The organism is Streptomyces sp. NPDC051133 (genome assembly GCF_040682635.1).
Lineage (GTDB): Bacteria > Actinomycetota > Actinomycetes > Streptomycetales > Streptomycetaceae > Streptomyces.
On sequence record NZ_JBFBBK010000036.1, the window covers coordinates 1 to 13,249 of the forward strand.

General features: G+C 74.5%; 10 protein-coding genes. 7 read left to right on the forward strand and 3 right to left on the reverse strand.

The window, feature by feature from the left end; translation table 11 throughout:
- Nucleotides 1–45 precede the first annotated feature (45 nt).
- The gene (locus AB0N17_RS30945) at nt 46–225 is read right to left on the reverse strand and encodes a hypothetical protein (protein ID WP_366014866.1); all 180 of its coding nucleotides are present in this window, start codon (nt 223–225) and stop codon (nt 46–48) included.
- A 430-nt stretch (nt 226–655) separates the two neighbouring features.
- A complete protein-coding gene (locus tag AB0N17_RS30950; protein ID WP_366014867.1) occupies nt 656–2,014 on the reverse strand; it encodes an SWIM zinc finger family protein in 1,359 nt (452 codons plus the stop codon).
- Between the two features lie 132 nt (nt 2,015–2,146).
- On the opposite strand from AB0N17_RS30950, the gene AB0N17_RS30955 reads away from it, so the two are divergent.
- The 7 genes from AB0N17_RS30955 (at nt 2,147) to sucD (ending at nt 12,100) form a co-directional block, all read left to right on the forward strand.
- Nucleotides 2,147–3,307, forward strand: a complete 1,161-nt coding sequence (locus AB0N17_RS30955) for an AAA family ATPase (RefSeq protein ID WP_366014868.1) — start codon at nt 2,147–2,149, stop codon at nt 3,305–3,307.
- The gene (locus tag AB0N17_RS30960) at nt 3,304–5,820 is read left to right on the forward strand and encodes a DUF5682 family protein (RefSeq protein ID WP_366014869.1); all 2,517 of its coding nucleotides are present in this window, start codon (nt 3,304–3,306) and stop codon (nt 5,818–5,820) included. The genes AB0N17_RS30955 and AB0N17_RS30960 overlap by 4 nt, the downstream gene beginning before the upstream one ends.
- Before the next feature lie 80 nt (nt 5,821–5,900).
- On the forward strand, nt 5,901–7,061 hold the full coding sequence (locus AB0N17_RS30965; protein WP_366014941.1) for a VWA domain-containing protein: 1,161 nt from the start codon (nt 5,901–5,903) through the stop codon (nt 7,059–7,061).
- 133 nt (nt 7,062–7,194) lie between these two features.
- Nucleotides 7,195–8,028 carry a hypothetical protein gene (locus tag AB0N17_RS30970; RefSeq protein WP_366014870.1) on the forward strand — a complete coding sequence of 278 codons (834 nt, stop codon included), beginning with the start codon at nt 7,195–7,197 and terminating at the stop codon, nt 8,026–8,028.
- Nucleotides 8,029–8,171: 143 nt separating this feature from the next.
- Nucleotides 8,172–9,569, forward strand: coding sequence for a hypothetical protein (locus AB0N17_RS30975; RefSeq protein WP_366014871.1), 1,398 nt, complete (start codon nt 8,172–8,174; stop codon nt 9,567–9,569).
- A 437-nt stretch (nt 9,570–10,006) separates the two neighbouring features.
- Nucleotides 10,007–11,188 carry an ADP-forming succinate--CoA ligase subunit beta gene (sucC, locus tag AB0N17_RS30980; RefSeq protein WP_366014872.1) on the forward strand — a complete coding sequence of 394 codons (1,182 nt, stop codon included), beginning with the start codon at nt 10,007–10,009 and terminating at the stop codon, nt 11,186–11,188.
- Nucleotides 11,189–11,215: 27 nt separating this feature from the next.
- The gene (gene sucD, locus AB0N17_RS30985; protein ID WP_366014874.1) at nt 11,216–12,100 is read left to right on the forward strand and encodes a succinate--CoA ligase subunit alpha; all 885 of its coding nucleotides are present in this window, start codon (nt 11,216–11,218) and stop codon (nt 12,098–12,100) included.
- An 80-nt stretch (nt 12,101–12,180) separates the two neighbouring features.
- On the opposite strand, the gene AB0N17_RS30990 is transcribed toward sucD, so the two are convergent.
- Complete coding sequence (locus tag AB0N17_RS30990; protein ID WP_366014875.1) at nt 12,181–13,221, reverse strand: sigma factor-like helix-turn-helix DNA-binding protein; 1,041 nt, start codon at nt 13,219–13,221, stop codon at nt 12,181–12,183.
- Between the last annotated feature and the right edge of the window lie 28 nt (nt 13,222–13,249).

Here is a 13,249-nt window from a genome sequence, read left to right on the forward strand (position 1 = left end):
CCAGGTGGACGACGAACGGGGTGGCGAGGGCCAGGGCGTACGCGTCTACGCCGGGCTGCGGCTGGACCCCTTCTTCATGGACGTCGGCAAGGAGGATGCCCCGGACGCCTCGGCCGCGCCGGTCGCCACGGGGCGCCGGTCCGTGCCGAGCAGGGCGGTGGTGACCAGGTCCTCCCAGGAGCTCGCGGAGGCCGTGGCGTCCCTGCTGGTCGACGTCCCGTTCATCGGGTCCCCTTCCTTCCGTGGATCTGGGCGGTCGGCGGTGTGGGCCGTGGCCGTGGCGCTGGCTGTGGCTGTGCGTGGGGCGGGGTGGGCGTCCGCGGGGCCCGCCCCGGGGCCGGTCCGGCCGGCGGGGCGGAAACGCCGTGATGTCCGGCGCCTCCGGCGCCCGCGCGTCCGCCCTGCCCGGACGAGGTGCCTCCCGCGCGCATGGGCGCGGCCTCCTGCGCGCATCCGCCGCGCGGTCCTGAGGGCGGCCAGGCGCCTCTTGCGCGCGGGAGCCCGGCCTGGCGTGCGTCGCACCCGTGCGTACCTGCGGCTGTCCGAGTGCCGCTGCCGCCCCTGGCCGCCCGCACGCCGCTGCCACGCCTCCCTGCGGGCCGCCGTGCGCCTCTTTCAGGCGTCCCCGCGGTCTTCCCCGGGCCCGGGCCGTCGGTCAGCACAGCGGTACCGCCTCGCCCGGCTGCTCCGGCCAGGCCGTGAGGGGGGTGAAGCCGCGGTGGCCGCACTCGCCGAAGACCGTGACGGGGGCGCCGCCCGACAGGGCGACCATCCGCCACAGGCCGGGGCGGGAGCGGGCGGTCCGGGTCAGCGGGAGGGCCGTGTCCGTGTCGGCGTCGGCCAGCTGCCAGGTGTCGCCGTCCGGGACCGGGGTCACGCGGCCCAGCGTCACCGGGACCGCCTCCAGCCAGGGGTCGTCGCGCAGCGCCTCGCCGTACCGGGCTGCCGCCTCGGCCGTGGTCACGCCCGGCGGGCGGAACGCGGCCGGTACGGGCGGGGCGAACCGCTCGCCGAGAGCCGCGCGGGACCGACCGGCACCCGGATGGGACGAGAGCTCCGCCTCCAGGGCCAGGCCGACCGGCAGGGACAGCTCCGGGGCCCGGCCGGCCGCGCCGTAGGACAGCAGCAGCCGGGTGTGGCCCGACTCGGCGCCGTGCAGCCAGATGCGGCGCGTCGTCAGTTTTGGGTCCACCGAGTCGTACTGGGCGAGGACCAGCCAGCGGTCCCGGACCGGCGGGCCGTCCGCCGAGGCGGGCAGGCCGAGCCGGGAGCGGACCGTGGCCGCCAGGGCCTCAGGGAGCCGCTCACGGCGCACCCAGCCCTGGTCGAGCAGATGCAGCAGCGCGCACTCCTCCAGCAGCCGGGCCGGCCAGCCCGGTCCGGACGCCGGGACCGACGCCAACTCCCGGACCCGCGCGGCCAGTCCCGGGGCCTGCGCGTCGACCATGCGGGCGGCCGTCTCGTCCCATGCGCCGTACCCCGCCTGCTCGGCCGCTGCCAGGCCGCCGCGCAGCAGGTCCGCCAGGCGCTGCTCCAGCTCCGTCACTCCCGCCGTGACCCGCTCCGCCCGGCGCTCGGCCCGACGCCGCGCCGCCTCCGGATCGGCTGAGCCGACCGCCGCGCCCCCGTCGCTGCGACCCCGCTTGCTCTCCGCGCGCTCGCGTCTGCCCGCCAGCCACTGCTCCGCCCAGTCCGGCGGCTGCGCGGAGACCGGCACCGATCCGTCGCCGCCCGACCACAGCAGCAGCAGGCCCAGCGCGTGCTTGCACGGGAACTTACGGCTCGGACAGCTGCACTTGTAGCCGGGTCCCGCCGCACCCGCGAGGTCCACCACCGTCTGATACGGCCTGCTGCCACTGCCCTTGCAGAGCCCCCACACCGCCCCCTCCGCACGACTGCCTGTCCCGGACCACGGACCGGCCGCGCCGAGCTTGCTTCCCGCCTTGCGTGACGCGGCGTCAGGCGCCAGTGCCAGCACCTGGCCCGCGGTCCAGCGCACCCCCTGCTCAGTCATGCCACCGACCGTAGAACCCGCCACTGACAATCGGCCCTGCGTGCACGTCTGTGCAGGTCAGAGCGATTGTCAGTGGCGTGGTGCACCGTGGAGGCAGATCTCGAACCGGCCGAGCTGGAGGGGGCCTCAGCCATGTCTGTGTCCGTGGAAGCGATGTCCGTGGAAGCGAAGTCCGCCGATGCGAAGTCCGGCGATGCGAGCGGGAGCGAGGGGCCGCAGGCGTTGCGGCCACACGCCGAGCACGCCTTCGCGGCCGAACTCGCCGCGCTCGCCGCGCAGGACGACCGCTCGCGCCCGGCCCGCTGGAAGCTGTCGCCGTGGGCGGTGGCGACGTACCTGCTCGGCGGCACCCTGCCGGACGGCACGGTGATCACACCGAAGTACGTGGGACCGCGCCGCATCGTCGAGGTCGCCGTCACCACACTCGCCACCGACCGCGCCCTGCTCCTGCTCGGCGTGCCCGGCACCGCCAAGACCTGGGTGTCGGAGCACCTGGCGGCCGCGGTCAGCGGCGACTCGACCCTGCTGGTGCAGGGCACGGCCGGCACCCCGGAGGAGGCGATCCGGTACGGCTGGAACTACGCCCGGCTGCTCGCGCACGGCCCGAGCCGGGACGCCCTGGTGCCCAGCCCCGTCATGCGGGCCATGTCCGAGGGGATGACCGCCCGGGTCGAGGAGCTGACCCGTATCCCCGCCGACGTCCAGGACACGCTGATCACGATCCTGTCCGAGAAGACCCTCCCCATCCCCGAGCTGGGCCAGGAGGTTCAGGCGGTCCGCGGCTTCAACCTCATCGCCACCGCCAACGACCGCGACCGCGGGGTCAACGACCTCTCCAGCGCGCTGCGCCGCCGCTTCAACACCGTGGTGCTGCCGCTGCCCGAGAGCGCCGACGCCGAGGTCGACATCGTCACCCGCCGCGTCGAGCAGATCGGCCGCTCCCTGGACCTGCCGGCCGCGCCCGACGGCATCGAGGAGATCCGCCGGGTCGTGACCGTCTTCCGCGAGCTGCGCGACGGCATCACCGCCGACGGCCGGACGAAGCTGAAGTCGCCCAGCGGCACCCTGTCCACGGCGGAGGCGATCTCCGTCGTCACCAATGGCCTCGCCCTCGCCGCCCACTTCGGCGACGGCGTGCTGCGCGCGGGCGACGTCGCCGCCGGCATCCTCGGCGCCGTCGTCCGCGACCCGGCGGCCGACCGGGTCGTCTGGCAGGAGTACCTGGAGACGGTGGTCCGCGAGCGCGACGGCTGGACGGACTTCTACCGCGCCTGCCGGGAGGTGAGCGCATGACCGACCCGGGAGGGAGCCCGGCGTACGGACCGGGGCCGCTGCTGCTCGGCGTGCGGCACCACGGACCGGGCTCCGCGCGCGCGGTGCGGGCCGCACTGGACGCCGGCCGCCCCGCCGCCGTCCTGATCGAGGGCCCGCCCGAGGCCGACGCGCTAATCCCGCTGGCCGCCGACCCGGGTCTGCGGCCCCCGGTCGCCCTGCTCGCCCACGCCGTGGACGAGCCGGGCCGCTCGGCCTTCTGGCCGCTCGCCGAGTTCAGCCCCGAATGGGTGGCCATGCGCTGGGCCCTGGAGCACGGCGTTCCCGCCCGCTTCATCGACCTGCCGGCCACGCACACGCTCGCGTGGGAGGAGAAGGAGGGCACTGAGGGGGGTGTCTACGAGCCCGACGCCGATGCGGACGCCGACGATGGTGCCGGTAGCGGTGCCGGTGCCGGGGAAGAGGCCGCCGCCGGGGACCAGGTCCGCGTCGACCCGCTCGCCGTGCTCGCCGAGGCCGCCGGATACGACGATCCCGAGCGGTGGTGGGAGGACGTCGTGGAGCACCGGGGGCCGGGCAGGCGGGACCCTTTCGCGCCGTTCGCCGCCCTGGAGGAAGCCATGGGGGCGCTCCGCGAGCGGTACGGCCCCGGCGACCGCTCCCGGGACGCGGTCCGGGAAGCCCACATGCGGCTGCAACTGCGCACGGCACGCAAGGAGTTCGGGGACGGAGTGGCCGTGGTGTGCGGGGCCTGGCACGTGCCCGCCCTGCGGCGGAAGACCACCGTGGCCGCGGACCGGGCCCTGCTGAAGGGCCTGCCGAAGGCCAAGACGGATCTGACCTGGGTGCCCTGGACACACCGCAGACTCGCCCGGTCCAGCGGATACGGCGCCGGCATCGACTCGCCGGGCTGGTACGGACACCTGTTCCGTGCCCCCGACCGGCCGGTCGAGCGGTGGCTCACCAAGGTGGCGGGGCTGCTGCGCGAGGAGGACCGGATCGTCTCCTCCGCGCACGTCATCGAGGCCGTCAGGCTCGCCGAGACCCTCGCGGCGATGCGCGGCCGGCCGCTGCCGGGCCTGACCGAGACGACCGACGCGGTGCGCGCGGTGATGTGCGACGGCTCGGACGTGCCGCTGGCGCTGGTGCACGACCGGCTGGTGGTCGGGGACGTCCTCGGCGAGGTGCCCGAGTCCGCCCCCGCCGTGCCGTTGCAGCGGGACCTGGCGCGGCAGCAGCGCGCGCTGCGGCTCAAACCGGAGGCGCTGGAGCGCGAGCTGGAGCTGGACCTGCGCAAGGAGACCGACGCAGGCCGCAGCAGGCTGCTGCACCGGCTGCGGCTGCTCGGCGTCGGCTGGGGCGAGCCGGCCCGGTCGCGGGGGAGTACGGGCACGTTCCGGGAGACCTGGCGGCTGCGCTGGGAGCCGGAGCTGTCGGTGCGGGTCGCCGAGGCGGGCGTGTGGGGGACGACCGTCCTCGCCGCGGCTCTGGCCAAGGCCGAGGCGGACGCGACCGCCGCCCGGGCCCTGGCCGACGTCACCGCGCTCGCCGAGCAGTGTCTCCTCGCCGGGCTGTCGGACGCCCTGCCCGTGGTCATGCGGGTGCTCGCCGACCGGGCGGCCCTCGACGCGGACGTCGGTCACCTCGCCCAGGCCTTGCCCGCCCTGGTCCGCTCGCTGCGCTACGGCGACGTGCGCGGCACCGACACCGCCGCGCTGACCGGGGTCGCGGCGGGCCTCGCCGAGCGCATCTTCGTCGGCCTGCCCCCGGCCTGCGCCACGCTGGACACGGACGCGGCGCAGGAGATGCGCGGCCATGTGGACGCCGTGCACACGGCGGTGGGGCTGCTGGGGGAGAGCCTGGCCGCTGCCGCTGCCGCTGCCGCTGCCGCTGCCGCTGCCGCTGCCCCTGCGGCCACCGGTACCGCTACGGCCACCGATACTGCCGCGGGCGTGGGTCCCGAGGTTTCCGGGGTGGATTCCCTGGGGCTGCGCGACCGCTGGCGCGCCGTCCTGCGGACGTTGTCGCTGCGGGACACCGTGCCCGGGGTGCTCCGGGGGCGGGCCGTGCGGCTGCTGCTGGACGACGGTGTGCTGGCGTCCGACGAGGCGGCGCGGCTGATGGGGCTCGTGCTGTCGCCGGGGACGCCGCCCGCCGACGCGGCCGCCTGGATCGAGGGGTTCGTCGGCGGTGGGGGCGGTCTGCTGCTCGTGCACGACGAGCGGTTGCTCGGCTTGGTGGACAGCTGGCTGACGGGTGTGCCGGCGGAGGCGTTCACGGACGTACTGCCACTGCTGCGGCGGACGTTCGCGGCGTACGAGCCGGGGTTGCGCAGAACCCTCGGCGAACTGGTGCGGCGCGGGCCGGGCGAAGGGGCGACAGGGGCGGGCCACGCGGCGGTGACCCCCGGCTTCGCCGCCGAACCGGACGCCGTGCGTGCCGACGCCGTGCTGCCGGTGCTGCGGCTGCTGCTCGGCCTGGACGAGGAGCGGCGCACGAACGACGACAACAGCTTCGCGGGGGTGGGCACATGACGACCGGACCGACGACCCGAGCGACACCCACACCACCCGCGCCCACACCACCCACACCACCCGCGGCGCCCGGCCCGACGGTGAAGGAAGTGTCCGACCCGGCGCGGGAGCGGTTGCGGCGCTGGCGGCTGGTGCTCGGCGGCGACCAGGCCGACGGCACCGGTTGCGCGCTGTCCGGACGGGACGCGGCGATGGACGGCACGCTCGCCGCGCTCTACGGCAAGGGGGACAAACCGCAGCCGGGGCGGGACCGTTCGGCGGGGCTCGGCACGTCGGCGCCCTCCGTGGCGCGCTGGCTCGGGGACATCCGCACCTACTTCCCCTCCTCAGTCGTCCAGGTCATGCAGCGCGACGCCATCGACCGGCTGGGGCTCTCCTCGCTGCTGCTGGAGCCGGAGATGCTGGAGGCGGTGGAAGCGGACGTGCACCTGGTCGGCACGCTGCTCTCGCTCAACAAGGCGATGCCGGAGACGACGAAGGAGACGGCGCGCGCGGTCGTGCGCAAGGTCGTCGAGGACCTGGAGAAGCGGCTCGCGACCCGCACCCGGGCCACGCTCACCGGCGCCCTCGACCGCAGTGCCCGCGTCAACCGCCCGCGCCATCACGACATCGACTGGAACCGCACCATCGCGGCCAACCTCAAGCACTACCTGCCCGAGCACCGCACGGTCGTACCGGACCGGCTCATCGGCTACGGGCGGGCCGCGCGGTCCGTGAAGAAGGAGGTGGTCCTCTGCATCGACCAGTCCGGTTCGATGGCGGCGTCCGTGGTCTACGCGTCGGTGTTCGGGGCGGTGCTCGCCTCCATGCGGTCGATCAGCACGCGGCTGGTGGTCTTCGACACGGCGGTGGTCGACCTCACCGACCAGCTGGACGACCCGGTCGACGTCCTGTTCGGCACCCAGCTCGGCGGCGGCACGGACATCAACCGGGCGCTCGCCTACTGCCAGTCGCAGATCACCCGGCCCGCCGAGACGGTGGTCGTGCTGATCAGCGACCTCTACGAGGGCGGCATCCGCGACGAGATGCTCAAGCGGGTGGCGGCGATGAAGGCGTCCGGGGTGCAGTTCGTGGCGCTGCTCGCGCTGTCGGACGAGGGGGCGCCGGCGTACGACCGGGAGCACGCGGCCGCGCTCGCCGCGCTCGGCGCGCCGGCCTTCGCCTGCACGCCCGATCTGTTCCCCGCGGTGATGGCGGCGGCACTCGAGAAACGGCCGCTGCCGATACCGGACACCGTGTGACGCCGGGCGGGAAAGCGGCAGGAACGGGGATATGACTACCCATCGGTAACAGGGGACTTGCGCGGCCTCGGGCGGGGCGTGCAAGGATCGGCGGAGCCTCTGCCGTGCCGACGATCCGAGGACGTTTCCCTCCTTGACCTTCTCAGCAGCCCTCTTCGGTGCCGCCGTGCGCGCGTTGCGTACGACGGTGGCGCGGCGTGCGCTCCAACTGGTGCTGCTGGTCTGTGGGTTGTTCGCGCTCGGGTTTCTCTGCGGGGAGCAGGCGCACGCGGCCGAGCGGATTCCGGTGCCGGTGTCGGTGTCGGTGCCGGTGTCGACGCAGCCGCCGGCGCCCGGGTGTCCGGTGGATCCGGGACGGGTCGTGGGCACGGTGCGCGCGGTGTCGGACGAGGCCGTCGCCCCCGTGCGGGACGTGGTGACCACGGTCGGCCGGACCCTTGAGGCCACGGCCTCCCGGTCCGTGGACGAGGCGTCCCGGTCGGTCGGCCGGACACGGTCGACGGCGCCCTCCCTGCCGCTGCCGGACGTCACCCGGGTGCCGGCCGCGCCCGGCCACCAGGTGCCGGCCCCGAAGGGACCGGCCCCCCGCCCACAGCGGCACATCGACACCGCCGCCGCGACGAGCCCGGCCGAGCGGCACTCCGCCCGCACCGTGGTGTCCGCACCGGCATCGGCCTTCGCGGTCTTCGGCCCCGCGGCACCTCCGCCCCTCCGGCACGCGGCACGGGCCCCCGCCGCGCACACGGCCACGTCCGTCGGCGACTCCGACCGGCCCGCGCCCACCGGAGACCCGGACGGCGTGTTCGGCAAGCAGGCGGCCGACGGCAGCACATCCCGGCACGGTGACGCGTACGCCGTCATCCTCGCCGGCCGGGCGCCCCTGCGGCTCGCGCCCGGCGACGCGGCGCGCGCGGACGCGCCCGGGACCCGGGAACGGCACCGGGACATCCCCGTCTTCCCCGGCTAGGCGGCAGGGCCGGCCTCCCCGCCACGGACCCGTGGAGCGGGGCGGAAGCAGGTCTGCCCGACCGTCCGGACACTGACTTTCAGCGCGCTCCGGACGGAACTCCCTAGCCTTTCCAGCCGTTTTCGAAGGATTTGACGCACGCGATGAACAAGAACATGCGCCGTTCGATCGTGATAGCCGCCGGTGTCACCGGTGCCTGGGCGCTCGGCTCTGCCGTGGCCAGCGCGGACGAGCCGTCCGCCGCCTCCGTCTCCGTACCGGACGCCGGTGCCGAGGCGGGCCTGCCGGCGCAGACCGGCACCGCCCCCGCCGCCCAGGCGCACGCCGAGACCCCCGCCGTCCAAGCCACTCCAGTCGTCCATGCCACCCCTGCCGTCCACGCCACCCCCGCCGTCCAAGCCACTCCCGCCGTCCAAGCCGCGCCCGAGGACGAGATCGACTACCTCTTCGGCCCCCTGTCCTCCTTCGCTCCCGAGGTGCACGCGGCGCACGCGGTGCACGACGTGGCCGAGGCCGCTGTCCCGCCGGTGGCCGCGTCGGCCGTCCACGGGGCCGTTCCGGTCGCCACCGGTGCGGTGCGCGGCGCACAGCCCACGGTGGGGCATGCGGCGGCGGGTGCGCGGGGCACGGTCACGGACGCCCGGGACGATGCGTACGGCGTGGCCACGGGCGGCGTCGACGACGTGCGGACGCCGGCCGGCGCGGTCACCGGGTACGCCACGGGGCTGACCGGTCAGGTCGCCGGGGACACCGCCGACGCGGTGCTGCCGCCGGTCGCCTCCGCCGCCGTGCGCGGGGCGGTGCCTGTGGCCGGGCAGGCCGTTGCGGACGCGGGCACGCTCGCGTACGGCGTCCATGGTGATGTCCAGGGCTTCGCCGACGGGACCGCGGGCGCCGTCCCGCCGCTCGCGCACGGCGTGACCGGGCAGGCCGGGACCTTCGCCGAGGGCGTGGCCGGCCAGGTGCCGCCCTTCGCGGCCGGGGTCACCGGTGCGGTCGCACCGGTGACGGACACGGTCACCGGTGCCGTGCGCCAGGTGGTCCACACCGTCGACGGGACCGTGCGGCCGGTGGCCGACGGGGTCGAGGGGATCGGTGGGAGCGCGACCGGACTGGGCCACGGCGTGGCGGGCGAGGCCGGGCCGTTCGCGGGCGGTGTCACCGGTGACACCGGGCCCGTGGTCCAGCAGACCGGGGGACTCGCGCACGGCCTCCACGGGACCGCGCAGGGCGCCGGCGGGGCACTGGCCGGGCACGCGGCCGCCGGAGCGGCAGGGCTCGCCGGGACGGCCGTACCGGCGCACCCGCGGGACTCGTACGGCACGACCGTCCAGGACCCGTACGGCGTGCGGGAGGCCGCCGCGCAGGGCATCGGGCACGTGCAGGGCATCGGGCACGTGCAGGGCATCGGGCACGTGCAGGGCATCGGGCACGTGCAGGGCATCGGGCACGTGCAGGGCTCCGCACAGCTGCCGGGCGCCGCGCGGGACACCGCACACCGCCACGGCATCGCAGACCAGGGGCTCCGGCCCGGCCGGTAGGGCCGGGCCGAGTGCCCCGTAGCGCTCCGCAGGGTCACCGGACCCGGACGGCCGAATGCCGTCGGTTCGTCCGGCCGGGGCCCCGCGGACGGGGCGGGTGGTCCCCATTGGGGTGGGGATCAACCGCCCCGGCCCCGGGTCCGCCCGGGGCGTCCCAGGGGCCTCACCGGGTCAACCCCAGCCCGGTGAGGCCTCGCCTCCCACCCCTGTCGTGGCACGGCGTGTCACGGATTCCGGCATCATGTGACAGGTATCACCGCTCAGGTGTGACCCTCGATTTAGGGAGCCCCCGCGAGCGGAGATAACCTGCGAGACGGACATGCCGCGCGCTCGGACACCGTGTGCGCCTCCCTTGTGACAAGCGGACGTCACGTTGCCCTTCGCGGCACGCCCACGCATCCAACGAACCGCGAGATCACTGATAGGGACGGAAGCGCGTGGACCTGTTCGAGTACCAGGCGAGGGACCTCTTCGCCAAGCACGATGTACCGGTGCTGGCCGGTGAAGTCATCGACACGCCTGAGGCGGCGCGCGCGATCACCGAGCGTCTCGGCGGCAAGTCCGTCGTCAAGGCGCAGGTGAAGGTCGGTGGCCGCGGCAAGGCCGGTGGCGTCAAGCTGGCCGCCTCCGCGGACGAGGCCGTCGCCCGGGCGACGGACATCCTCGGCATGGACATCAAGGGCCACACGGTCCACAAGGTCATGATCGCCGAGACCGCTCCGGAGATCCTCGAGGAGTACTACGTCTCCTTCCTCCTCGACCGTGCGAACCGCACCTTCCTGTCCATCGCCTCCGTCGAGGGCGGCATGGAGATCGAGGAGGTGGCGGCCACCCGTCCGGAGGCCGTCGCCAAGACGCCGATCGACCCGATCGACGGTGTGGACGAGGCCAAGGCCCGCGAGATCGTCGCGGCCGCCAAGTTCCCGGCCGAGGTCGCGGACAAGGTCGTCAACGTCCTGATCAAGCTGTGGGACACCTTCATCAAGTCGGACGCCCTCCTCGTCGAGGTCAACCCGCTCGCGAAGGTCGCCTCCGGCGAGGTCATCGCCCTCGACGGCAAGGTGTCGCTCGACGAGAACGCCGAGTTCCGCCACCCCGAGTACGAGGAGCTCCACGACAAGGACGCGGCCAACCCGCTCGAGGCCGCCGCCAAGGCGAAGGGCCTCAACTACGTCAAGCTCGAGGGCGAGGTCGGCATCATCGGCAACGGCGCGGGTCTCGTCATGAGCACCCTGGACGTCGTCGCGTACGCCGGTGAGAACCACGGTGGCGTCAAGCCCGCCAACTTCCTGGACATCGGCGGTGGCGCCTCCGCCCAGGTCATGGCGAACGGCCTGGAGATCATCCTGGGCGACCCGGACGTCAAGTCCGTCTTCGTGAACGTCTTCGGCGGCATCACCGCCTGTGACGAGGTCGCCAACGGCATCGTGCAGGCCCTGAAGCTCCTGGAGGACCGCGGCGAGAACGTCTCGAAGCCGCTGGTCGTCCGCCTCGACGGCAACAACGCCGAGCTGGGCCGACAGATCCTCACCGACGCCGACCACCCGCTGGTGCAGCGCGTCGACACCATGGACGGCGCGGCCGACAAGGCCGCCGAGCTGGCCCACGCCGCCAAGTAAGCACTCAGGACGAGGACACAACACACCATGGCTATCTGGCTCAACAAGGACAGCAAGGTCATCGTCCAGGGCATGACCGGCGCCACGGGCATGAAGCACACCAAGCTCATGCTCGGTGACGGCACCAACGTCGTGGGCGGCGTGAACCCGCGCAAGGCGGGCGCCACCGTGGACTTCGACGGCACCGAGGTACCGGTCTTCGGCACCGTCAAGGAGGCCATCGAGAAGACCGGCGCCAACGTCTCCGTCATCTTCGTGCCGGAGAAGTTCACCAAGGACGCGGTCGTCGAGGCCATCGACGCCGAGATCCCGCTGGCCGTCGTGATCACCGAGGGCATCGCCGTGCACGACACGGCGTCCTTCTGGGCGTACGCCGGCAAGAAGGGCAACAAGACCCGGATCATCGGCCCGAACTGCCCCGGCATCATCACCCCGGGCCAGTCGAACGTCGGCATCATCCCGGGCGACATCACCAAGCCGGGCCGCATCGGCCTGGTCTCGAAGTCCGGCACGCTGACGTACCAGATGATGTACGAGCTGCGGGACATCGGCTTCTCGACCGCCGTCGGCATCGGTGGTGACCCGATCATCGGCACCACGCACATCGACGCCCTCGCCGCGTTCCAGAACGACCCCGAGACCGACCTGATCGTGATGATCGGCGAGATCGGTGGCGACGCCGAGGAGCGCGCGGCCGCGTTCATCAAGGAGAACGTGACCAAGCCGGTCGTCGGCTACGTCGCGGGCTTCACGGCGCCCGAGGGCAAGACCATGGGTCACGCCGGCGCCATCGTCTCCGGTTCCTCCGGCACCGCACAGGCCAAGAAGGAGGCCCTGGAGGCCGCCGGCGTCAAGGTCGGCAAGACGCCGACCGAGACGGCGAAGCTGGCCCGGGAGATCCTGGCCGGCTGAGGCACGGTCGCTCGAACGGCGGTAGGCCCGTCCCCCGAAGTGGGGGGCGGGCCTACCGCCGTCTGCGCCGGACCCGACGGCTACCGGCTCTGCGGTGCCAGGCGTTCCGGGCCGCTCGCCTCCTTCCGCCGGAGCTTCGCCCGGAGCGCCTGCTCCTCGGGGGACAAGGGGCCCAGGGCGGGGGGCGGGGGGACTCCGCGCACCGCCTGGGCCGGGGCCAGCGGGGCCTCGTAGTGGTTCGGGGCGGTCCGGAGCGTCAGCGTCGTGGCGCCGATGATCGTCACCGTGAACGCGATGGCCGCCCGCGTCCAGAAGACGTTCCGGCGTTCACCGACGGTCCGCACCACCGTCGGCCTGGCCGCCCCCAGACGCTCCGCCGAGGCCAGTTCGAGCAGCCGGCGGTGCAGCTCGGCGGGGTCGGCCAGCGCCGGCACGGCGGCGGCCAGCGCCTCGCGGGCGTGGGTCAGCCGGCTGGCGGCGGCCGGGGTGCTGGCCTCCGTCTCGGCCGCCGTCTCCGGCAGGTCGAGCCCGACCCCGTCGTACAGCACGAGCGTGCGCCGGTACGTCGGCGGCAGCTTCAGCAGGGCGTGCAGCAGCGCCCGGTCGGCGGGATCGGCGGGGGGCGGTTCGGGGTTGCGGTACCGCGGACGGAAGCGGTGCCAGGGGGACAGCGCGCAGTCGTACGCCACCGCCCGCACCCAGCCGGCCGGATCCCGGTCCCGGGCCACCTCGGGCCAGCGCTGCCAGGCCTGCTGGAAGGCCCGCTCCACGGCCTCGCGGGCCAGCTCCCGGCGCCCGCTGAGCAGATAGGCCTGGCGTACGAGGGCGGGGGCGCAGAACGCGTACAGCGCGTCGAACCCCTGAGCGGGTGTCAGTGCCCCGGGGCCCGCCCGCCCCGGTTCCTGAGAGGCCGTCGGCTCGGCGAAGGCGGCCAGGAGCGCGGCGTACTCCTGGCCCCGGCCGCCGTCGGGGACCCGGCGGCCGGACTCCCACGCGCGCATCGTGGCCCGGCTGACGCCGAGCCGGTCGGCGAGCTGAGCCTGCGTCAGCGAGGCGGCCTCACGCAGGCGTCGTCGTTCCTTCGGCGGTGGCAGCGGGATGGCGGGGCTCTGCGTCGTCACCGTGCACCCTCCCGTTCGTAAAAGAACA

Coding starts and splice junctions, on each gene's coding strand:
- AB0N17_RS30945 (WP_366014866.1), bottom strand. CDS start 225: ATGAACGGGACGTCGACCAGCAGGGACGCCACGGCCTCCGCGAGCTCC.
- AB0N17_RS30950 (WP_366014867.1), bottom strand. CDS start 2,014: ATGACTGAGCAGGGGGTGCGCTGGACCGCGGGCCAGGTGCTGGCACTG.
- AB0N17_RS30955 (WP_366014868.1), top strand. CDS start 2,147: ATGTCTGTGTCCGTGGAAGCGATGTCCGTGGAAGCGAAGTCCGCCGAT.
- AB0N17_RS30960 (WP_366014869.1), top strand. CDS start 3,304: ATGACCGACCCGGGAGGGAGCCCGGCGTACGGACCGGGGCCGCTGCTG.
- AB0N17_RS30975 (WP_366014871.1), top strand. CDS start 8,172: ATGAACAAGAACATGCGCCGTTCGATCGTGATAGCCGCCGGTGTCACC.
- sucD (WP_366014874.1), top strand. CDS start 11,216: ATGGCTATCTGGCTCAACAAGGACAGCAAGGTCATCGTCCAGGGCATG.